This window comes from Arthrobacter sp. ISL-30, from assembly GCF_018613855.1.
Taxonomy (GTDB): Bacteria; Actinomycetota; Actinomycetes; order Actinomycetales; family Micrococcaceae; genus Arthrobacter.
In genome coordinates, this window is record NZ_JAGGPK010000028.1 from 22,801 (window position 1) to 43,719 (window position 20,919).

17 protein-coding genes, 1 tRNA gene and 1 other RNA gene are annotated in these 20,919 nt (G+C 63.0%); 6 read left to right on the plus strand and 13 right to left on the minus strand.

Annotated elements, in window-relative coordinates:
* The first annotated feature begins 130 nt into the window (after positions 1–130).
* Positions 131–3,301: a S8 family peptidase gene (locus J7E82_RS11575; protein WP_214862757.1), complete on the plus strand. Its 3,171-nt coding sequence runs from the start codon at positions 131–133 to the stop codon at positions 3,299–3,301.
* A 20-nt stretch (positions 3,302–3,321) separates the two neighbouring features.
* Here J7E82_RS11575 and J7E82_RS11580 read toward each other — a convergent pair whose 3' ends face one another.
* From J7E82_RS11580 to J7E82_RS11595, 4 genes are read right to left on the minus strand one after another with little or no spacing between them, the layout of a single operon-like run.
* The gene (locus J7E82_RS11580) at positions 3,322–3,705 is read right to left on the minus strand and encodes a serine protease inhibitor (protein WP_214862758.1); all 384 of its coding nucleotides are present in this window, start codon (positions 3,703–3,705) and stop codon (positions 3,322–3,324) included.
* Positions 3,706–3,739: 34 nt separating this feature from the next.
* Positions 3,740–4,669, minus strand: a complete 930-nt coding sequence (locus tag J7E82_RS11585) for a 3-methyladenine DNA glycosylase (protein WP_214862759.1) — start codon at positions 4,667–4,669, stop codon at positions 3,740–3,742.
* A complete protein-coding gene (locus tag J7E82_RS11590; RefSeq protein WP_251041787.1) occupies positions 4,656–5,198 on the minus strand; it encodes an SSI family serine proteinase inhibitor in 543 nt (180 codons plus the stop codon). The genes J7E82_RS11585 and J7E82_RS11590 overlap by 14 nt, the downstream gene beginning before the upstream one ends.
* 52 nt (positions 5,199–5,250) lie before the next feature.
* Positions 5,251–5,712: a MarR family transcriptional regulator gene (locus J7E82_RS11595; RefSeq protein WP_214862802.1), complete on the minus strand. Its 462-nt coding sequence runs from the start codon at positions 5,710–5,712 to the stop codon at positions 5,251–5,253.
* Positions 5,713–5,872: 160 nt separating this feature from the next.
* Between J7E82_RS11595 and J7E82_RS11600 the strand changes: the two genes are divergently transcribed.
* Both J7E82_RS11600 and J7E82_RS11605 read left to right on the plus strand, forming a co-directional pair.
* Positions 5,873–6,067 carry a hypothetical protein gene (locus J7E82_RS11600; RefSeq protein ID WP_214862803.1) on the plus strand — a complete coding sequence of 65 codons (195 nt, stop codon included), beginning with the start codon at positions 5,873–5,875 and terminating at the stop codon, positions 6,065–6,067.
* A gap of 118 nt (positions 6,068–6,185) precedes the next feature.
* A complete protein-coding gene (locus J7E82_RS11605; protein ID WP_214862760.1) occupies positions 6,186–6,407 on the plus strand; it encodes a hypothetical protein in 222 nt (73 codons plus the stop codon).
* A 126-nt stretch (positions 6,408–6,533) separates the two neighbouring features.
* On the opposite strand, the gene J7E82_RS11610 is transcribed toward J7E82_RS11605, so the two are convergent.
* From J7E82_RS11610 to J7E82_RS11630, 5 genes are all read right to left on the minus strand, one after another.
* Positions 6,534–7,892 (minus strand): aspartate kinase, encoded by a 1,359-nt coding sequence (locus J7E82_RS11610; protein WP_214862761.1) that lies wholly within the window; start codon positions 7,890–7,892, stop codon positions 6,534–6,536.
* A gap of 181 nt (positions 7,893–8,073) precedes the next feature.
* Entirely contained in the window at positions 8,074–8,673 is a 600-nt protein-coding gene (gene recR / locus J7E82_RS11615) for a recombination mediator RecR (protein WP_214862762.1), read from the minus strand.
* 58 nt (positions 8,674–8,731) lie between these two features.
* Positions 8,732–11,800, minus strand: coding sequence for a DNA polymerase III subunit gamma and tau (locus tag J7E82_RS11620; protein WP_214862763.1), 3,069 nt, complete (start codon positions 11,798–11,800; stop codon positions 8,732–8,734).
* A gap of 35 nt (positions 11,801–11,835) precedes the next feature.
* An RNA gene (ffs, locus tag J7E82_RS11625) (signal recognition particle sRNA small type) lies at positions 11,836–11,932 on the minus strand.
* A gap of 82 nt (positions 11,933–12,014) precedes the next feature.
* A complete protein-coding gene (locus J7E82_RS11630; protein WP_214862764.1) occupies positions 12,015–12,338 on the minus strand; it encodes a hypothetical protein in 324 nt (107 codons plus the stop codon).
* A 322-nt stretch (positions 12,339–12,660) separates the two neighbouring features.
* On the opposite strand from J7E82_RS11630, the gene J7E82_RS11635 reads away from it, so the two are divergent.
* Positions 12,661–12,745 (plus strand) — tRNA-Ser (locus tag J7E82_RS11635).
* Between the two features lie 145 nt (positions 12,746–12,890).
* Here J7E82_RS11635 and J7E82_RS11640 read toward each other — a convergent pair.
* Positions 12,891–13,808, minus strand: a complete 918-nt coding sequence (locus J7E82_RS11640; RefSeq protein ID WP_214862765.1) for a LysR substrate-binding domain-containing protein — start codon at positions 13,806–13,808, stop codon at positions 12,891–12,893.
* 125 nt (positions 13,809–13,933) lie between these two features.
* Here J7E82_RS11640 and J7E82_RS11645 point away from each other — a divergent pair, with 125 nt between their 5' ends.
* Complete coding sequence (locus J7E82_RS11645; protein WP_214862766.1) at positions 13,934–17,398, plus strand: bifunctional proline dehydrogenase/L-glutamate gamma-semialdehyde dehydrogenase; 3,465 nt, start codon at positions 13,934–13,936, stop codon at positions 17,396–17,398.
* Positions 17,399–17,511: 113 nt separating this feature from the next.
* Entirely contained in the window at positions 17,512–17,679 is a 168-nt protein-coding gene (locus J7E82_RS11650; protein ID WP_214862767.1) for a hypothetical protein, read from the plus strand.
* Between the two features lie 17 nt (positions 17,680–17,696).
* Here J7E82_RS11650 and J7E82_RS11655 read toward each other — a convergent pair whose 3' ends face one another.
* From J7E82_RS11655 to J7E82_RS11665, 3 genes are all read right to left on the minus strand, one after another.
* A complete protein-coding gene (locus J7E82_RS11655) occupies positions 17,697–18,644 on the minus strand; it encodes an oxygenase MpaB family protein (protein WP_214862768.1) in 948 nt (315 codons plus the stop codon).
* A gap of 39 nt (positions 18,645–18,683) precedes the next feature.
* Complete coding sequence (locus J7E82_RS11660) at positions 18,684–19,664, minus strand: siderophore-interacting protein (protein ID WP_214862769.1); 981 nt, start codon at positions 19,662–19,664, stop codon at positions 18,684–18,686.
* A gap of 127 nt (positions 19,665–19,791) precedes the next feature.
* Complete coding sequence (locus J7E82_RS11665; protein ID WP_308113778.1) at positions 19,792–20,796, minus strand: iron-siderophore ABC transporter substrate-binding protein; 1,005 nt, start codon at positions 20,794–20,796, stop codon at positions 19,792–19,794.
* Positions 20,797–20,919 lie beyond the last annotated feature (123 nt).

Consider the following 20,919-nt stretch of genomic DNA (forward strand, 5'->3'; position numbering starts at 1 on the left):
CACTGGATCTCCGCCGGCCTGGCATGACCTGTCGCGGCTGCGGTCCCGGTTCTCCGGACAGCGTGCCCGGATTGCGCTGATGAGAGGTCGATCACCTGTGAAATCACATGGACGATGCTTCATTCCACGAATGGCGCTTCGGAAGGCTGCAGCTTTGGCAGCAGGAATTCCGCTGCTTCTGACTTCCCTTGCCCTCGCCCCTGCACACGCAGTCCCCGCGACCCCCGCAAGCCCTGCATATACAGTCCACGCGACCCCCGCAAGCCTTTCCAACGTGCCGGCTCGGAAGAGCATCGACCCCAGGAACTATCCGGACGGACGCTACATCGTGGTCCTGGCTGAAAAGCCGGCCGCCACGTACGACGGCGGGAGGCCCGGTTTCCCGGCGACCAAACCGGCACCGGGCAGGAAGCTCAATTCCGCAGAACCTGAGGTCCAGCAATACAGGGCGCACCTCCAGCACAACCAGCAGGAACTGTCCAGGAAGCAGAACATCCAGATCAAGCGCACTTATACGGCTGCGCTTAACGGTTTCAGTGCAGCCCTGTCCCCAGAGCAGGCCGTGGAGTTGGCCAAGGACCCGGCAGTGCTGCTTGTGGCTCCGGATACAGAGCTCGCTCCCGACTATCCCAGCACCGACTTCCTTAAGCTCAGCGGACCGAACGGGTCCTGGAACACCGCGTTCGGCGGTCAGGAGAATGCCGGCAAGGGGACGGTAGTTGGCGTAATCGACACCGGCTACACACCTTCCAGTCCGTTCTTCACCGGGGAACCTGCCCAGCCCCTCACCGGGGAACCCCAAGTGGGCGTCCCCTACCGTACGGATAACGGCCGGATCGCGATGTTGAAGGCGGACGGCGAGACGTTCACCGGGCAATGCCAGGCGGGCGAGGGCTTTGATGGCACTGCCTGTAACTCCAAGATCCTCGGTGCCCGCTACTTCGCGGATGCCTTCATGGAGGTTGTTCCGGAGGAGAACCGGTCCCCGCTCGAAGTCATTTCCCCGGTCGACGTCGACAGTCACGGCACGCATACGGCCAGCACCGCGGCGGGTAATGCCAACATTGAGGCTTTCGTGGACGGACGCAGCTTCGGTCTGACCAGCGGCGTGGCGCCGGCGGCAAAGATCGCCGTCTACAAGATCTGCTGGGAAGACAATGACCCCAACAGCGGCGGATGCTACTCCTCGGCTGCAGTGGAAGCTATTGAGCAGGCGTACCTCGACGGCGTCGACGTCCTGAACTATTCCATCTCCGGGTCCACTACTACTACCGTCGACCCCGTCTCGCTGGCCTTTCTTTCTGCCGTTTCCACCGGCATCTTCGTGGCCACGTCCGCCGGGAACTCAGGCCCGGCGGCCAGCACGGTTAACCACGGTGCTCCCTGGCTGGCCACTGTGGCTGCCAGCAGTTTCTCCCAGGAGCTCCAAGGGACTGTGGAATTTTCGGATGGCAGCAAGTTCCGCGGAGCCAGCATCATGAAGAGTGAAGTTGCAGGGGCAGGAGTAGTCTTGTCCGTCAACGCCGCTTCGGGGGCCGGAAACGCGGCACTATGCGCACCGGGAAGCCTTGATCCGGCCAGGATTGCCGGGAAAGTGGTGGTTTGCGACCGGGGCGTAGTGGATAGGGTGGCCAAGAGCGCGGAAGTGGCCCGGGGTGGCGGTGTTGGCATGATCCTGGTCAACCTCACCCAGTCGTCGCTGGACGCTGACAAGCATGCCGTGCCCACCGTCCACGTCAATCCTCCAGACACGCAGGCAATCAAGGACAAGGTGGCTGCGAATCCCGGCATCACTGTCTCGTTGCTGGATTCCGACATTACGGGCCTTCCTCTGGAGGCGCAGCCGCAGATTGCCGGATTCTCCTCACGCGGACCGCTGCTCGCCACGGATTCGGATCTCCTCAAACCTGACGTCGCCGCACCAGGTGTCGCAGTATTGGCCGGTGTTTCGCCGCTGGCCACGGGTGGGGACCAATTCGGCTTCATGTCCGGTACCTCAATGGCATCGCCACATGTTGCGGGCCTTGCGGCGCTGATCCTTGGCCGCAATCCGCAATGGTCTCCAGCCGCTCTTAAATCGGCAATGATGACCACCGCCTCCGACGTCATGCTCGCAGACGGCAACAAGGACACCAACGTCCTGGCCACCGGCGCGGGACAGATGGACCCGAGCCGGGTCCTGGATCCGGGCCTGATCTACGACGCCGGGATTGAGGACTACCTCAAGTTCATCCAAGGCACTGGGGTGGATCTCGGAATGGAGGGCCTGGGGAGCACGCTGCCACGGAACATGAACGTGCCGTCCTTCTCACTCGGAAACCTGACGGGCAAGGCCGAAGTGACCCGCACGGTAACGGCTTTGACCCCAGGAATGTACCGCGTCAAGGCCAGTGTTCCCGGAATCCAAGTCTCCGTATCGCCGTCGGTCCTCAATTTCAACGCTGCCGGTGACAAGCGCAATTTCAAAGTGACCTTTGAGAACCAAGGCGCTGAGCTTGGCAAGTTCACCATGGGATCCCTGACCTGGGAAGGCGCCGGCCAGGCGGTCACCTCGCCCATCGCTGTCCGTCCGCAATCCCTGGTGGCGCCGACGAACGTGGCCTTCTCCTCACGGGATGGGTCCGGTTCGGGGGAGATTCCAATTGTTTCCGGCTCGTCAGCTCCGACAAGCGTTACTGTTGACGGGCTTTCGAAGGCGGATTCCTCCGAAATCGAATTGGTACCCGGGCCCTTTTCCGCCACGGCTGACGCTTCCAATTTCAGTAAGTCCGCCGAGGTTCCCGCGGACACGCCGCTAGCCAGGTTCTCCGTGATTTCCACAGACGAAACGGCCGATTTCGACATGGTGGTACTGACGCCGACGGGCGCCCAACTTGTATCGGCCACGGGGGCCGCGAGTGAGGCAGTAACTATCGAAAAGCCCGCAGCCGGCACGTACAGAATCTACGTCAACCTGTATGCCAGCCCCGACAACCGGCCCACCAAGGCACGAGTCGATGCAGCTGTCCTCGGTGCCAATCAGGGCAACGCGACAGTGACCCCCAACCCCATCGCCTTGCCAAACGGTAAAAAGGGCAAGATCTCTTTCTCATGGAGCGATCTCCAGCCGGGATCCTATTTAGGGCGCCTCAGCTATCAGGGAGCGAGTGCGGCAACCTTCGTCAGCGTCAATATTTCCGGGGATACGGTGGCTGTGCTTCCACCGGCCGAGGCGGAGCCCGACGAGGGCGGCTCCAAGCCAAGGAAGGAACCGCGGCTTCGGGACGACGTTCCCAGGACGAACCCGAGCCAAGGTAGTTGAACAGCTTTGGTTGGTAACGTTTAGCTGTTTCCCTCCGCGCCACCCCAGGCACCGCCCATTCCACCCAGGAGCGGTGCCATGGTCTTCCAGCGGGCGATCTCACAGCCATCCGTACGGCTGAAATGGCTGGACACAGGTCGGCCATGGAACCAGCCGCTGACAACGGCAACCTGAGGTCCGCCGTACTGCTGGGTGCAGATCCTGTCCGGCCGCGGTTCCGGGAAGAAAATCTCTTCGCCGAAGCGTTCGACGGCGGCGAGGGCTGCGGGCGCGTCCGGAACCGTTGATCCCGGAGCGACCATGCCGTTGCTGCCCAGGAGCACGAACATGATGCCCTCTGCTTCCGGGGACTCGCTGAGCTCAACGGTCAGATCGATATCGTACTGTCCGTCCCTGAATTCCATTTGTGCCTCTCCTCGCCCTTCATCGCTCCGTGCTTCATTGACCCGTGCTGGACAGCAAGGGTTGCAGGGCCACCAGGAGCCGATGGCGCAGCGCCTGTGCCTCCTCAGCGAAAGCGCGCTGGTATTCAACGTATTGGGCCTTGCCCTGGGGCGTCTCGATCCTAATGGCAGGGTAGCCCCAATCGGCCAGGTCGTAGGGCGACGCCTGCATGTCCATGGCACGGATGCGCCAGGACAATTCGAAGCAGTCCATCACCAGTTCGCTGGGCAGCGCAGGTGCCAGCTTGTACGCCCATTTGTAAAGGTCCATGTTGGCGTGCAGGCAGCCTGGCTGCTCCATATTCCGTTGATTCTCTCGAGTGGGCGAGAGCTCGTTGAGGGGGATGGCGTCCGGAGTGTAGAAACGGAAAGCATCAAAGTGTGAACACCGGATGCGGTTTTTTTCGACCACCTCGTCCGTTCCTCCGGGTCCAAGGCGGAGCTGCAGGTATTCATGCCGGAGGTCGAACTTGTCCTGCCGATACACCATTGCCCATTCGTGCAGCCCAAAGCAGCCGTACTGCGCAGGCCGGGCGACCGTACCGGAAAGAATGATGCCGGCGAACCGAATGGCATCCAGCCGCTCGTCCAGGAACCGAGCACGGTCAAAAGTCACGGCGTCGGTATCGGCGTGCAGTCCGACGGCGGCGAGTTCTCCGGCGTCGAGCCTCCTGTAATACTTCCAGCCGGATCGCTGGGCAGCGCGCTCGCCGGAAAGGACGACGCCTTCTCCCGGGTGCCAGCGCAGGAGCTGGCCGGGCTTTTGGGTGTAGTAGGTGAAGAGGAAATCCTCCACCGGGTGTTTCCGGCCCTCCGAGCGCCGGGCAAGGTACGGCTCCGAGTATTGGCGAACCCGCTTGGAATAGGCATCCTCCAGCTCAAGCCATTGCTCCTGCGGGAGGTGCCGGAGGCTAGAACGCTCCACCCGTTGAGCCCAGGACGTCGCGGGCCGCGTTCCAGGCGCTGATTTCGCACCCGTCTTTCAGGCTGAACGTTGACTCGAAGCCCCTGCCGTCAATGGCTCCGGAGACCATGGCTGTTTGCGGGCCGCCGTACTGCATGGTGCAGACGAGGTCAGTGGGGCGAGGCGCACGGATGACGATTCCGGGTTCAGCCTTCAGTGCGGCGCACGCAGCCTCCGGCGTCGGATGCTGGGTTCCCTCCGCCGGCGTACCGTCCTTGCAGACGAGCGTGAAACTATCCGGGGCCGCGGACTCCGAAGCCTTGACGAGGATGGAGAGTTCTGCGTCGCCCTTGCCCGCTGTGGGAGGGTCGGTGTGCGTGGGGGCAGGGGAGATTGGCACAGAGGGGCTCGGTGCAGGGGCAGTCGGTGCTGGGCTGGTTCCGGTTGGGCTGGTTCCGGGAGGTGTGCCCCCGCAGCCGGCAAGGACCGCGGCCGAGAGGGCCGCGAGCAGCAGATGTGCCGCGTCGCGCATGCGCATGGTAGTCCTCATTTGTGCCATTTTACGCTGGGGATCCTGTTTCAGGCGTGCCTTCCCTGGCCCCCTATTCCCCTGGCTGGCTGGACTCGGCCATCGGCTGGCGCGTGGCTGCGATGAGTCTCCTCATCGCTTCATTGAGCTCCTCGACTTCGCCGCGTGTCAGGCCCAGCCGCTGCATCATGGTGCCGGGCACATCCAATGCCTTTTCACGAAGGTCCTCGCCACGCCGGGTCAGCCTGATGGCCAAGGCGCGCTCATTGACAGGAACTCGATCCCGGGTGACGAGTCCGGCTTCCTCGAGCCGGCGCAGGAGGGGTGACAGCGTGGCCGGCTCATGGAGCAGTGTCTCGCCCAGGTCCTTTAGTGTGCGAGGGCTTTGTTCCCACAAGGCGAGCATCACCAGATACTGCGGATGTGTCAGGCCCAGCCGGTCAAGGACTGGCTTGTAGGCGCCCACAACACTGCGGGATGCCACGGTAAGGGCGAAGCAGAGTTGCCGGTTGAGCAGCAGATCCTCGTCCTCCATGCTCGAAGCGACTTCGTCGGTTGTGCTCACTGGTTCCTCCAGGTTTCGTGGGTCGGCCAAGCAACAATTAGTGCACTAATAGTTAGTGTACGCTTAAGGGGCAAAGCTAATCGAAAGGGAGACGACCGTGGCGTCAAAGGAAACCTTCGCCGGCAGGTTTATGCGGATCACTGGCAAGCTTCGTGCCGTGTTTGGGCCAGCACACAGCAGTTCCCTTGACCACGAGATGACGGACGCCAACAGATCCCTCCTGGCGCAACGCGAGGCCGAGACGCAGCAGTGGGAGACCATTCGCCGGCCCGACGGAAGCACGTACGTGGTGCCCAGGAATCCGGACGACAAGTCTCTCCGCTAAACTCCCTAAGCCGTCGACGGCCGGGCCTTTTTCAGGGGAGCGGGCGTAAAATGAGGGCACTGGGACCACCAGTGACGGCTGAACCGCTTCACCTTTTTTCGGGAAGGAGGTGGGAACAGTGGGACGGGTACTGGAAGGTTTTCTCCATGTGACTGAACGGCTCCAGTCCGTCTTCGGACCGGCTAACCGCGGCGACGTCGAGGCTCCCGTAATGCACAAGCATGACGACTTTGAGACTGCCTCTGAAGAAGAGCTGCAGCACTTCGAGGTCGAGTCGGATGACCAGGGACATCACTACGCGGTCCGCAAGGACGATCATGGCCCGCGAACAAGGCACTGAACCTGGCACGGACAAGGCTTGGACCATAACTAGCGGGTGACAAGAACACACTGACTGATGAAAACAAAGGACCGGAGCCATTGGCCCCGGTCCTTCTGCTTGTTCTTTTGCTTATCCTTTTGCGGCTTAGCGGCCCGTGCCGCCGTAAACGGTTGCTTCCGCTTCGCCGTCGAGTTCGAATGCGGCGTGGATGGCACGGACGGCATCGTCAAGCAGTTCGGCATTGGTCACCACGGAGATACGAATTTCCGAGGTGGAGATCATGTCGATGTTGATACCGGCGTCGGACAGGGCCTTGAAGAATGTTGCGGACACGCCCGGGTGGGAACGCATGCCGGCGCCAATGAGGGACAGCTTGCCAATCTTTTCGTTGTACTCAATGCTCTCGAAGCCGATCTCGGACTCGGCTGCCCGCAGGGCTGCCAGCGCGTCGGCGCCCTCGACGATCGGCAGGGTGAAGGAGATATCCGTGCGGCCCGTACCGTGCGTGGACACATTCTGGACGATCATGTCGATGTTCGAATGCGCGTCGGCGATGACCTGGAAAATGGCTGCTGCCTTGCCCGGAATGTCAGGGACACCCACAACGGTAACCTTGGCTTCGGACCGGTCATGTGCAACGCCGGAGATGATTGGCTGCTCCAAGGCAACTCCCTCTTGAGTCGTGATCTTGTCGTGGGCCCCGGGCATCACCCAGGTGCCTTCGTGCTGGCTGAATGATGAGCGGACATGCAGCGGTACACCGAATCGGCGTGCGTACTCCACGCAGCGCAGGTGGAGGATCTTGGCGCCGGAGGCGGCCAGTTCCAGCATCTCCTCGCTGGAGATGCGGTCGATCTTCTGCGCGGACGACACGACGCGGGGATCGGCGGTGTAGACGCCGTCAACGTCGGTGTAGATTTCGCAGACGTCGGCTTCGAGGGCGGCAGCCAGCGCCACCGCCGTGGTGTCCGAGCCACCACGGCCAAGGGTGGTGATCTCGTTGGTGGTGCGGCTCATTCCCTGGAAGCCGGCCACGATGGCGATGTGCCCCTTGTCCAGGGCCGTACGGATCCGGTGGGGGTCGACGTCGATGATGCGCGCCTTGCCATGGATGCCGTCGGTGATCATGCCGGCCTGCGAGCCCGTGAAGGACTGGGCGGAGGCGCCGAACTTGTTGATGGCCATGGCTAGCAGGGCCATGGAGATGCGTTCCCCGGCGGAGAGGAGCATATCCATTTCACGGGCGGGAGCGGAATCAGTGACCTGGGCTGCAAGGTCCAGGAGTTCATCGGTGGTGTCGCCCATCGCGGAGACAACCACAACAACTTCGTTGCCGGCCTTTTGGGCATCGACGACGCGCCGGGCCACCCGCTTTATTCCATCCGCGTCGGCGACCGAGGAGCCACCGAACTTCTGCACAATCAGCTGCTTGGTAACGGCGCCCTCAATGGGCAGCTCTGCATGCTGCGGCTCGGTCTTCAACTCGGTAGTGGGCATACTCATGCGCGCACCCTCACTGGATCATCGGGGGTTCAGGGGCTGACGGCCAATGGCACGACGGCGTAACTTATGGCCACAGTTTATCGTCGCCCGGCTCCGGCAGAGGAATTGTGACCAATCTCCGCCGTCACCAGGATTCCGGGACCTGACCTGGGCGCACCAGGACCAGGACTATTGGCGACTACTAGGACAGGGCGTTCCGGCGGCCCTCGAAGGCTCGTCCCAGCGTTACCTCGTCGGCGTATTCAAGGTCCCCACCCACGGGGAGGCCCGAAGCCAGCCGAGTGACGGCGACGCCGATCGACTTGAGCATGCGCGCAAGGTATGTGGCTGTGGCCTCGCCTTCCAGGTTGGGGTCGGTGGCAATAATGATTTCCTGGATGGCACCGTCGTTGAGGCGTGTCAGCAGCTCGCGGATGCGCAATTGTTCCGGGCCGATGCCGGCGATGGGGTTGATGGCCCCGCCCAGGACGTGATACTTGCCGCGGAACGAACGCGTCCGCTCAACGGCAAGTACGTCCTTGGATTCCTCCACGACGCAGATAACCGACGGATCGCGGCGGGGGTCGCGGCAAATGCTGCAGGTTTCCTGTTCCGTAACGTTGCCGCAGATGGAGCAGAACTTGACGCGTTCCTTGACTGTGGTGATGGCCGCGACCAGCCGCTTCATGTCCTCCGGGTCGGCTTCAAGAATGTGGAACGCGAGACGTTGGGCAGATTTTGGCCCGACGCCAGGGAGCCTGCCGAGTTCATCGATCAGCTCCTGAACTGCACCTTCGTACACAATTTCCTCGTTCGTTTGATGTCACACATGGCGGTAGCTACCGCCGACGCGGCGCTGGTCAGCGCAGTGGAGTGCCATCCAGGGATCGCTCTTCAAGGAGCTTTCCGCCCAGAATACGCTCGACGGCGGCCCGACCAAATACTCCCGATTCCTCGATAGTTTCGTCATCCGCGCTCGGAACGTCTTCCACGTAAGTCGTTGCGGCAGCCTGCGGGGCGCGGGCGGGGGCAAAGCCCCGGCCAGCCTGTGCCTCTGGACTATTGGAGAGTCGCTGGTAGAGGCTCTGGCGGCCTTGCCCAGCCGTGGCGGGGGAAGGCCCGGAGGCACGTGGCGCATCGACGACGGCAGTCAGGGAACGTGCTCCGGACGCCTGCATCCCGCTGGCCTGCCGCATTTCTCCGGACGGAGTCGCCCTTACCGCCCGAGCCGGAATGGATATGGGCTGCGTCGGGGAAGAGGGGACCTGCGGGGCCGGCTTCACGGCAGCCTCCGCTATGTCCCATTGCGCCTCCACGGGGTCTGCTTTGGCATGGGCTGGGACCTGTGCTGCTGCCGGTTCATACTCCGGCGTTCTTTGGGCTGCCGCTAGCCCACACCCGTTTCCTGCGGAGTCTGCGTCTGCATTAGAGTCCGTCAACGACCGGCCCACATTGGACTCGGTCCCCACCACCCAGGCGCCGGGCGCATGCTCAACAGCGCGTGACCAGGGATCCTCGGAAGTGTCAGGAGCACTTGCCGCCGGACCCGTCCCGGATGCTTCCGGAGAGCGGGCCTGCTGTCGGGGTGCTGGTTCCCAGTCTGCTGGAGATTCCTCTTCCAGGGGAGGCGCGTCCTCATCGAGCGGAGGACCCCAATCGTCGTCAGCGTAGCCGTAAGAGCCTGCCGCGTCGGAAGCCGACGAGGAAGCAGCGGGTACAGGGGAAGGCTGTGCCCCGGAACTGGTCCTGGAGGCGTCCGGGTTTACAGGAGTGGGGTTACTTGGCCGGATGGCTGCTGCCTCCTGCGATGTACCTAAATCTGAAGTACCGACGGGTGATGCGGCAGGCGCAGTTTGTACCCGGGACTCTGCAGGGACCTGTCTAGGAGTTTGTGCGGGGGCCGGTGCAGGAGTTTGTGGAGCGGCCTGAGTCGACTCCGGATCAGGATCCGAGGCGGGAACCAGACCCCACTCCGCGTCCACGGAGGCCGCAGAGGCCGGGATGCTAGAAAGTGCTTTTGGGTTTGGCTCAGAGCTCGCCTGGCTGTTGCCGTTCGCGGGGCCGCTGCCTGCTACCGCATTGATCTGGCAGTCGATGCCAATGGTCCTATGAATGGCCTGGCGAAGATTCTCTGAGTGATCTGCCCGTCCGAATGCGCCAGCCAGCCCCGTGGTGGTGAAGGCGAGCGTAAGAAACTGGCCATCGAACTGGGCCACTTGGGCATTTGGTTCCACGAGGGCCCACGTACTCCGCTTAATCTTTGCGAGCGTCTGCAGGATATCGGGCCATGCTCGGCGCAGTACCTCGACGTCTCCGCCACCTGTTGGCCTTGCGGCAGGAGCCTGGCCACCGGTTGGAGCAGCCGGTGGCTGACTCGTGGCCGGGCTATCCTGCCGCTGTTGAGCAGTGGTGTTGGGCCGTTGCTGGGCCGGGCTGTCCGGCTGGGCTGGAGGACCCTGCTGTGACTGGGAACCTGAAGCTGCTGGACGCTCATCGACTCGGCGCTCGTCCACCGGCCGGTCAGTCGTGGTGGCACGGGGAGCCGTGACCGCCTCGCGTACCGAGTCCGAAGGCTGTACAGCGTCCGGGCGGGCAGACTCCAGGCTTGCGGCGGGGGCGGCGGACGGCGTCGCTCCAGCAGGCGGAGCCGGTCGCGGTACCTGTGCCGGCGAAGCAGCTGGCCGCGTCGTGGCCGGCGTCGAAGCGGCGGAGGGCGAGGCGGCCATTGTTCCAGCCGGGATGGCAGCGCCGACATCCGAAGCGTAATTCAGCCGGCGTTCGACGCGATCAATCCGTGCCGCGATGCCACGTTCGGTCTGCTCTGAACTTGGGAGGAGGATGCGTGCGCAGAGCAGTTCGAGGTGCAAACGTGGGGAGGTGGCACCCGTCATTTCATTGAGGGCGGTGTTGGTGACGTCGGCCGCGCGGGACAATTCGGCCGCCCCCAGATTGTTGGCCTGCGTCCGCATGCGGGTGATCTGGTCGGCTGGGATACCCCGAAGGATCGCCTGGACGTTGTCCGGCATGGCCTGGACAATGATGAGGTCGCGGAACCGCTCCAGGAGGTCCTCAACGAAGCGCCGGGGGTCATGGCCGGTCTGGATCACCCTGTCCACGGCGCGGAAAACGCTGGCGGAGTCCGCGGCGGCGATGGCTTCCACGACGTCGTCGAGCAGCGAAGCGTGGGTATAGCCAAGGAGTGCAACGGCGAGCTCGTAGTCCAGCCCGTTAGGGCCTGCGCCTGCCATGAGTTGGTCAAGAACCGAAAGGGAGTCCCGGACGGAACCTCCGCCGGCCCGAATGACCAGGGACAGGACTCCGGGGGCTACCGGGACGTTCTCCTGGGCACAGAGCTGCTCAAGGTACTTCAGCAGCGGCTCCGGCGGAACCAAACGGAAGGGGTAGTGGTGGGTGCGCGAGCGGATGGTGCCGATGACCTTGTCCGGCTCGGTAGTGGCGAAGATGAACTTGATGTGTTCCGGTGGCTCTTCGACGATCTTCAGTAGGGCGTTGAAGCCCGCCGAGGTGACCATGTGGGCCTCGTCAATGATGAAGATCTTGTAGCGGTCCCTGACCGGTGCGAACGTTGCGCGTTCCCGGAGGTCACGGGCGTCGTCCACGCCTCCATGGCTGGCTGCATCGATTTCGATGACGTCCAGGGATCCCGAGCCTCCACGTGCGAGCTCAATGCAGCTTGGGCACTTTCCGCAGGGAGTGTCCGTGGGGCCTTCCGCGCAATTGAGGCAGCGGGCCAGGATGCGGGCCGAGGTGGTCTTGCCGCAGCCGCGCGGGCCGGAAAACAGGTAGGCGTGGTTGACGCGGTTCTTGCGCAGGGCCGTCATAAGCGGCTCGGTGACATGTTCCTGCCCGATAACGTCCGCGAATGAATCGGGGCGATACCTGCGGTAAAGGGCGGTAGTAACAGTCACAGTTCAAAACCTACCTATAGGTACTGACATTTAAATGTAGAGACCCCTCATGCACCCGCCAGAGCCCATCTACCCTTGCTACCTTCCGGTCCTGGGGGAGTTCAACAGGATGACGCCACATGAGGGGCCGTCAGCAAGCTTACCCGAAGATCCGATGCCATTCGAATCGACCCTCGGCAGTCGGATGGGCAGCCGGAATGGGTGGAAGATGCTCCTATCGGTGCACGTTTACCGGCCAGCTCATGAAGGCCGGTTCCTCATAGGGATGCGCTGCCCGCAATGCCCGGACAACGCCGTCGAGCACTTCGATGGACACCAGGCATTCGACCCGGATTTCGGCAACGTGCTCGGAGCTTCCTACGTCGCCGATGAAGGGGCTGGCGTCGGGGAGGGGCGTGAATCTGCCGGTCCCAGGGCTGGTAAAGGCGCAGTGGGAGTATTCTCCAATTCGGCCTGCACCGGCGTCGCCAATGGCTTTCAAAAGGTCTTCGGCATGGGATTCGGGCACGTAAACCACCAGAGTGTGGAGCTTTTCCATGGCATTATCTTCCCAGCCGACGCCTGCCTAGGGTCTTTTGGCCATTGTCAATCGACGGTGCAGGGCAGACCATGGGTATGTACACCGATTGGGGCAATGTCCAGATTGTGAGCTGCAGGGCCTGGAGCGAGGGCTGGACCCGGCAGCTCAATGGTGTTACCGGAGGAATGGACGCATTGGGGGCGTCCATTTTGACGTTAAGGCCTCTGTCGCGATAAGGGGTGGGCTGTGCAAACTGTGCCATTCCAGGGCTCAATCGCTCGATTGGGCGATGCAGGAATGTTCAGGTAATCTAGTATCTGCTTTTGATTCAGAAGCAGATGGAGAATTCGCCTAGCGGCCTATGGCGCACGCCTGGAACGCGTGTTGGGTTAACGCCCTCGGGGGTTCAAATCCCCCATTCTCCGCGTTTTGGCCCCGGTCTTAGGACCGGGGCCTTTTTGCGTCCCGCCCCTGTTTCCCAGCCGAGGTGTGAGGTCTCTGCGCTTTGGCTTGGTGAATACGCCGAGATCTCACACCTCGACGGCGGCACCCACTCACACGGCGGCGGCGTCACCCCTCCTCGTACGCTACCCGTTGTTGGGCGGCCACCCTTTCGAGCACCTGCCGGCAGGCCAGAATGGCGGGGTGGATGCGTCCGGCCGTGCGTGTGGAGGTGAAGACAGTGCGTCGCGGCAGCCCGGGGAGGTCAAGCAACTGGACCGGGAGCGAGCGTCCGGTCCATACGAGGTCCGGCATCAGGGCGACGGCGTTGCCGGATTCGATCAGCCGGATCTGCGCCTGGAGGTCCGCAGTTTCGTAGCGGACATCGGGTTCGAAGCCGGCCGAGCGGCAGGCCTGCTCTGCCCAGTGCCGCGATGCCGCCCCGCGGGGCTCCATGACCCACGCTAATTTGGCCGTGTCCGTCAGAGAATTGATGTCTTCGCCGCCCAGACCCAGAGGGGGAGTGGCCAACCGGAGCGCGTCACTGGTGAGGGTGGCGCGATCGAGTCCCGGATGGTGCGGCGCAGCATGCCCCGGATATTGCTCGGCCACGACGATGTCGAAGTCCCGGGCCCACGTTTCATACAGGGCGGTCTCAGGTTCGCGCTGGGTCATCTCCACGCGCACCTCTGGATACTCGTTCTTCATGATAGTGAGGAACTCCGGCATCAGTGCGAGTGCCGCGGACTGGAAAACGGCCAGCCGGACGGTGCCGGTTACCGTGGACAACGACGCCGCAAGATCTGTTTCGGCCCGCTCCAGGGTGGCCAGCAGGGCCGCAGTGTGTTCGACGAGAATCTCGGCCTGGGCGGTCAGTTGCACTCGCCGTCCCGACTTACGGAGCAGTTTGACGCCTGCCTCCTTCTCCAGGAGCGTGAGCTGCTGGGAGACTGAAGAAGGGCTGTACTTCATGGCATCAGCCACCTCGGCGAGCGTTCCCCGGATCTTCAGTTCGTGCAGCAGGCGAAGCCTCCGGACGTCCAACATGGCGGCCTCCAATAACTCGTCATTTCTAATCAATATTCATCGGAAAAGATCGCTTTTCCTAACGTGATTGTAGATCCATACTGGTTGAAACAGAGCAATCCAAGCCCAGAAAGAACGAGACGATCATGACCCCTACACGCGACGCCGTTATTCACAGCGCACAGGAATCCGGTCACTTCAGGGAACTGGCAGACGAAGCCGTCAGCCTGGTCCGACACTGGCTCACTGAGGCCTCCAAGATTCCCGTGGACGTCTCCGCCCAGCGACTCGCAGGCGTGCTGAAGGACCCCAATGGACTGGACTTCACGGTCGGCTTCGTCGACGGCGTCATCCGCCCGGAGGACCTTTCCGTCGCTGGACGCAACCTTGCCCGCCTGGCGCCGAAATGCCCCACGTTCCTTCCCTGGTACATGCGCAGTGCGGTTCGCGCCGGCGGCATCATGGCGCCCATCCTGCCGCACGTCGTCATCCCGATCGCCCGCAAGGTACTTCGCGATATGGTGGGCCACCTGATCGTGGACGCTACCGACTCCAAGCTGGGGCCGGCGATCTCCAAGATCCGCCAGGAAGGCGTCCACCTGAACGTCAACCTCCTCGGCGAAGCCGTGCTCGGAGAGCACGAAGCCAACCGCCGCCTTGAGGGGACCCTCAAGCTGCTGGCGAGGGACGACGTCGACTACGTCTCCATCAAGGAATCCTCCACCGTAGCTCCGCACTCACTGTGGTCCTTCGATGAGGCCGTGGAGCACGTCGTTGAGAAGCTGACACCGCTCTACCACCTCGCTGCTTCCTTCCCCAAGCCCAAGTTCATCAACCTGGACATGGAGGAATACAAGGACCTGAGCCTCACCATGGAGGTCTTCACCCGCATCCTGGACAAGCCGGAGTTCAAGAACCTTGAAGCCGGCATCGTCCTCCAGGCGTACCTGCCGGATGCGCTCTCCGCGATGCAGAAGCTCCAGGAGTGGGCAGCGGCCCGCCGGGCCCAGGGCGGAGCCCCAGTCAAGGTCCGCGTCGTGAAGGGCGCTAACCTGCCGATGGAACAGGTGGAGGCATCCCTGCACGACTGGCCGCTGGCCACCTGGGGAACCAAGCAGGACTCGGACACCAACTACAAGCGTGTCCTCAATTACTCCCTGACCAAGGAGCGCATCGACGCAGTGCGCATCGGCGTAGCCGGACACAACCTGTTCGACATCGCCTTCTCCTGGCTGCTCGCCAAGGAACGCGGAGTCACTGAAGGCATTGAATTCGAGATGCTGCTCGGTATGGCCACCGGCCAGGCCACGGCGGTCCGCAAGGACGTCGGCAGCCTCCTGCTGTACACGCCCGTTGTGCACCCGGGCGAGTTCGACGTCGCCATCGCGTACCTCATCCGCCGACTGGAGGAAGGCGCGAGCCAGGACAACTTCATGTCGGCAGTCTTTGAACTCAGCGAGAATGAGGCGTTGTTCGAACGCGAACGGAACCGCTTCCTGCGCTCGCTGGAAAACCTGGACGATTCCGTTCCGGAACCCAACCGCAAGCAGGACCGCAACAAGCCGTCGGCCCCCGCTCCCACCGAGGGCTTTGCCAACACCCCGGACACCGACCCCGCCCTTCCGGCCAACCGGGAGTGGGGCCGGAAGATCCTGGCGCGCATCCCGAACTCCACGGCGGGCAACGACGTCGTCGAGGCCACCAAGGTGACCGACGCCGATCAACTCGAGCACATCATCGCCACGGCTGTTGAGCATGGCAAGAAGTGGGCAGCCATGTCTGCCGCAGAGCGTGGTGCCATCCTGCACCGTGCCGGTGACATCATGGAGGCCCGCCGAGCCGAGTTGCTTGAGGTCATGGCTTCCGAAACGGGCAAGACCATTGAGCAGGGCGATCCCGAGGTCAGCGAAGCGATCGACTTTGCGCACTACTACGCGGAACGCGGCAAGGACCTGGAAAAGGTCGACGGCGCCACGTTCGTTCCTGCCAACCTCACCGTCGTGACACCTCCGTGGAACTTCCCCGTGGCCATCCCCGCCGGATCGACGCTCGCGGCGCTCGCCGCCGGCTCCGCCGTCGTGATCAAGCCTGCCAAGCAGGCCCGCCGCTCGGGTTCGGTCATGGTGGATGCACTGTGGGAAGCCGGCGTTCCCCGCGAAGTCCTGGCCCTCGTCCAGCTCGAGGAGCGGGACCTTGGCACCCAGCTGGTGTCCCACCCCAGCGTGGACCGGGTCATCCTCACCGGCGGCTATGAGACCGCTGAGCTGTTCCGTTCCTTCCGTGAGGATCTACCGCTGCTGGCCGAGACCTCAGGGAAGAATGCCATCATCGTCACTCCCAGCGCAGACCTGGACCTTGCGGCAAAGGACGTCGTCCAGTCGGCGTTCGGACATGCGGGGCAGAAGTGCTCGGCAGCATCGCTCGTGATCTTGGTGGGATCCGTAGCCACGTCTACCCGCTTCCACAACCAGCTGCTTGACGCCACGCGTTCCCTGAAGGTGGGCTACCCCGCCGACGCCACAACGCAGATGGGCCCCATCATCGAGCCGGCCAAGGGCAAGCTGCTCAACGCCCTGACCACGCTCGGCGAGGGCGAGACCTGGGCCGTCAAGCCCCAGCAGCTCGACGCCACTGGACGGCTGTGGTCCCCGGGCGTACGTTCCGGAGTCAAGCGCGGATCGTACTACCACCTGACCGAATTCTTCGGCCCGGTGCTTGGAGTCATGACGGCGGAGACCCTGGAAGAGGCCATCGCAATCCAGAATGACATCGAATACGGCCTCACGGCCGGCTTGCACTCCCTGGACTCGGCGGAGATCGGGCTCTGGCTGGACACCATCCAGGCTGGCAACCTCTACGTCAACCGCGGCATCACCGGCGCCATCGTCCAGAGGCAGCCGTTCGGTGGCTGGAAGAAGTCGGCAGTGGGCGCGGGTACCAAGGCCGGTGGCCCGAACTACCTGATCGGCCTGGGTAACTGGCTCCCTGCTGAACCGGCTGCCCGCCCGGGCGTCACGCTCAAGGGAGCTGCCGCGTCCATCCTTGCGGCCGCGAAGAATGCCGGCTCCGCCGTCGACGCCGCCGAGGCCGAGTGGCTGCAGGGCGCGCTCTTCAGCGACGCCGCTGCCTGGTCGGACGAGTTCGGCACCCGCAAGGACGTTTCCGGCCTTACCGCGGAGCGCAACGTTTTCCGGTATCGCCCGCTGCCGGTCACGGTTCGCCTTTCCGAAGGGGAACGGCTCGTTGAGCTGCTCCGCGTGGTGGCGGCGGGAGCCGTCGCAGGTTCCAGCGTGACCGTGTCCTCTGCTGTTGCCATCCCCGACGCCGTAGCAACCGCCTTCGCCGGGCTTGGAGTGAAGACCCGCATTGAGGATGACGCCGCCTGGCTGAATCGTGCGGCAACTCTGGGAGCCGGACGGGTCCGCCTGATCGGCGGCAACAGCAGCGCCTTGAGCGCAGCAACCGGCGGACGTCCCGACGTCGCGGTCTACCACGGCGAGGTGACCCCGGCCGGGCGGATCGAACTGCTGCCGTTCCTCCACGAACAGGCCGTCAGCATCACGGCCCACCGGTTCGGCACTCCGAACCACCTCTCCGACGCGCTGATCTAGCGGAAGAGAACGGAGGACCTGGCATTCCTGATCATTTCGTTCAGGAATGCCAGGTCCTTCCTTTGTACTAACACGCTCAATTTCATGGTCATTACAAGTCAATGGAGACTGTTATGTTCCGCGTTTACCTTGCTGCAATGGTCGTGCTCGTCGCCTCAGGCGGGCTCTGTGTATTCCAGGCCCGCACCCTTGCCCCTCTGGCTTTGGGACTCCTGCTGCTTAGCATCGGTGCCGGCGGTCTCTCCGCTGGTCTTTTTTCGGTGGCGGAAAAGAGCCGGTAGCTGTCGCTGCCGTGCGTTCAGCTATCTGCATTTGCTGACTGCCAGTTATCAGAACCGGACTCATAGCCGAGCCTCCGTAGCCGCTGGCGCGCCGCCAGTTCGCTCGGTCCCTTGCGTCCCAAAATAAGGCGGACGACGGCGAGGGTCATGCGGGCGGCCGTGATGGCCGGAAGTGGTACTGGGCCGAGATGGGGTCTCCGAAGTCCGAGGAGTTCGCGGTATTTCGGTTCAAGGCTGGCCACCGCTGCCGCGAAGAGGACTTTGTATCCAGGCCAAAGCGATGGATGAAGCGGAGGGTTGCGGATGAATTCCACCGTTTCCTTCAGGCGGTCATCGGCCCGTAGCACACCGGCGTTGTACCAGTCGTCCATTTCCGCCTTAACAGAAGCCTGGTCCAGCGGCGGATCAACGATCCCCATCAGCCGGGCTGCTTGCGCCCATTCACGAATGTAAGCGTCGGGGCCGCCGGGAATGGGCCCACCCCAGATCTCGTGGGCTTTGACAAAGGAATCTGCATAGGCCACATGGACCCATCTCAGGAGCCCGGGATCGTTCGCCGAATAGTTCCTGGTGTTCCCTTGGGCGTCCAGATATGTTCCGTGGACTCTTTCGTGAATCCGCTTCACCCGATTGGTTGCCTCCTGCGCCGCTTCCCGGGAGCCGTAGGTGACGGTGAAGATCCATTGGATGGTACTGGCCAGCCGGCCTAGGGGATCCTTCTTAAAACCCGAGTGATCATAGACACCGGCCAAGGCTCCTGGATGGAGGGACTGCATCAGCAGCACCCGAATACCGGCCACAATTGTTGGCATCGAGCCATGCACTGCCCAGACAGCGGAGCCCGGAAGGTGGTAACCGACGTCGTTACCCTCGGCCAGGCGCGGGACCCAGAGGGGCGTCGAGTCGGGATGTCCGGTGAACGCCCGCCTCAATTCCGCCCGCCAGATTTTCAGAATGTTCCCCATGTTCCATTCGACCTGCTTCTGGCGTTTGTGTACAGAGAATCATGCCAAAATTGGCCGGGATTGGGAGATCGGAATGCCAGTGCTCCCTGAGCCTGCCTTGCCCAGGCTCCAGTAAGCCCTGAACTCGGACTGTTTGGGATTCAGCCCGACCTCGTTCACAAGGTATCGGCGCAGGATCTTCACCACGCTGGCCTCGGCGCCCACCCAAGCGTATATGGCCGCCGCGCCTTCCTCGGAAGACGCGCCTTCCGGGGAGGAAAAGACATCCTGGCCACCAAGGGCAGCTTTGACTGCATGGCACAGCAGTCCGCCGTCGGAAGAACCGTCGCCGAGTGAGCCTTCTGGATTGCGGGCCAGCCAGGTGATTCGGACCCCGGAACCAGTGCCGATATCCAAAAAGTCTCTGGGATCCGAAACCTCCAGGAAGGCATGCCCCGTGATGTGGGCCGGTAGTGTTTCAAGAATCGAGCTGATAGCCGGGACGGCCGTTTCGTCCCCGGCCAGGAGGACCTGTTGGGCGCCTTGCGGGTTCCACCTGATTCCCATGTCGCAGAGGGGTGTAGCGGCACTGATTGCGGTGCTATCAGGTCCGATGAAGGAGACTCGGGTGCCGACAGTGGCCGCCTGGGCCCAGTCCGAGCCGGGGGCAGTGCTCCCCTCGGGTGCGGAATGGATGACGAAATCGACGTCGAGTTCCTGGCCACCGGCGACGGTACGGAGGGCGCGGACCGTGTAGGTGCGTATCCAGCCACGGCCTGGCAGTTCGCCCCTGAGCCAGTCCTGGTACCAGCCTTCCTGCAGCTGGCCTTCCGGCCCTCCAATCGGGTCCAGGTCATAGCCGGGAACCGGAAGGAGCATCCTGATCCTCACGTCCTGTCTTGGGCCGGGAACCCCAAAGCGCTGCAGCGCGGTGCCCGTGAAAGTGACTCGCCTTAGGCGTGGCGTCGGGTTCCGGACACCGGAGACAACGACGTCGAAGACGCGCAGTGGATATTCGTCGCTGGGAAGGGCGGCGCTCAAGGGCGATTTCCTTTCTGCGGCGGATGCCACTGTCCGAACAGTTGGGTGCCGTGGAGACGGCCACTATGCAGCGGAGGCAGCGGCCTCAGGAGTGCTTTCCTGGGGTGGCCGCTGCCTCCAAACCCGGCTACGGCAGCTGGGGGTCCACGCCGTAGTGCTTGGCCAGTTCAGTGATCACAGCATGTGCTCCCTGGATGCTGACGGACGCAATGAACGTCCCGTCATCGACCGGCTTGACCTCGCCCTGCAGCCGCTGCCACAGGGGGTTGGACTGGAACTTCTCCTGCTGCGCGCGGGCCTTGTCGCCTTCGGCGCCTGCCGGGGTGTATGCGCTCACCATCACCAGGCCGGCGTCGCCCTGCAGGATCTGCTCGGAGGAAAGGGGAACGAAGATTTCCTTCTCGGTGTCCGGGGCATCCTTCGGCCGCGGGATGCGCATGTCGGCCATGATCTCGCCGATGAAGGAGTTGGAGGAGTACAGGCGCGCGGTGTCTCCGCCGGTGAAGCGAACCAGTGAGTAAGTGGCCTCAGGCCTCTTGGCCAGGATTGCTGCCCCAACCTTCTGCGCGCGCTCTTCATAGCCCTTGACGAGTTCCTCGGCCTTGGCCTTCTTGCCCAGTGCCTCGCCCAGGAAGACAATGTTCTCTTTCCAGGTCGGGCCGGTGCTGACGGAGAAGATGGTGGGCGCGATCTTGGACAGCTGGGCGTACAGGGCCTCGTGGCGAACCTTTGCCGAAACGATCAGGTCCGGCTTCAGTTCGAGGATCTTTTCCAGGTTCGGTTCAGCGAGGGTGCCGACGTTGACTGAGTCCTTGGTGGCTTCGGCGACATCGCCGAGGTAAGGGGCGAACGGCGACTTCGGGTCCTGGCGGTACTGGACATAACCAACGAGGTCTCCGCCGAGCAGGAGCGTGGCGTCGATGTAGCTGGGATCCAGCGCAACAACCCGCTTGGGCGCTTTTTCGATGGTGGTGGAGCCCATGGTGTGTTCCATGGTGAGCGGGTAGCCGGCCGTGTCGGCAGCGGCGGCGGTGCTCTGGGAGCTGGCGGCCGGGGCACCGCAGGCGGTAGTGGCCAGCAGCGCTGCACCGGCGGCAACAGCACTGAGCTGCTTGAGGATGCGTGTTTTCACGGAGTCGCTTTCAAAGAAGATGACGGGGAGTGACGACTTGTAAGGCAAGGCTTACCTCGGTCTGCCGTAGACTGTAGCAGGATTTTTTGAAATAGATCACAAACTGATGACGTAATAGAAGGC

What these genes read in the sequence shown, in the direction of transcription:
- J7E82_RS11630 (WP_214862764.1), bottom strand. Translation starts at nt 12,338, where the DNA reads ATGGAAAAGCTCCACACTCTGGTGGTTTACGTGCCCGAATCCCATGCC.
- J7E82_RS11590 (WP_251041787.1), bottom strand. Translation starts at nt 5,198, where the DNA reads ATGAGGACTACCATGCGCATGCGCGACGCGGCACATCTGCTGCTCGCG.
- J7E82_RS11580 (WP_214862758.1), bottom strand. Translation starts at nt 3,705, where the DNA reads ATGGAATTCAGGGACGGACAGTACGATATCGATCTGACCGTTGAGCTC.
- J7E82_RS11655 (WP_214862768.1), bottom strand. Translation starts at nt 18,644, where the DNA reads ATGGGGAACATTCTGAAAATCTGGCGGGCGGAATTGAGGCGGGCGTTC.
- J7E82_RS11610 (WP_214862761.1), bottom strand. Translation starts at nt 7,892, where the DNA reads ATGAGTATGCCCACTACCGAGTTGAAGACCGAGCCGCAGCATGCAGAG.
- J7E82_RS11650 (WP_214862767.1), top strand. Translation starts at nt 17,512, where the DNA reads ATGTTCCGCGTTTACCTTGCTGCAATGGTCGTGCTCGTCGCCTCAGGC.
- J7E82_RS11575 (WP_214862757.1), top strand. Translation starts at nt 131, where the DNA reads ATGGCGCTTCGGAAGGCTGCAGCTTTGGCAGCAGGAATTCCGCTGCTT.
- J7E82_RS11640 (WP_214862765.1), bottom strand. Translation starts at nt 13,808, where the DNA reads ATGTTGGACGTCCGGAGGCTTCGCCTGCTGCACGAACTGAAGATCCGG.
- J7E82_RS11595 (WP_214862802.1), bottom strand. Translation starts at nt 5,712, where the DNA reads ATGGAGGACGAGGATCTGCTGCTCAACCGGCAACTCTGCTTCGCCCTT.
- J7E82_RS11645 (WP_214862766.1), top strand. Translation starts at nt 13,934, where the DNA reads ATGACCCCTACACGCGACGCCGTTATTCACAGCGCACAGGAATCCGGT.
- J7E82_RS11600 (WP_214862803.1), top strand. Translation starts at nt 5,873, where the DNA reads ATGCGGATCACTGGCAAGCTTCGTGCCGTGTTTGGGCCAGCACACAGC.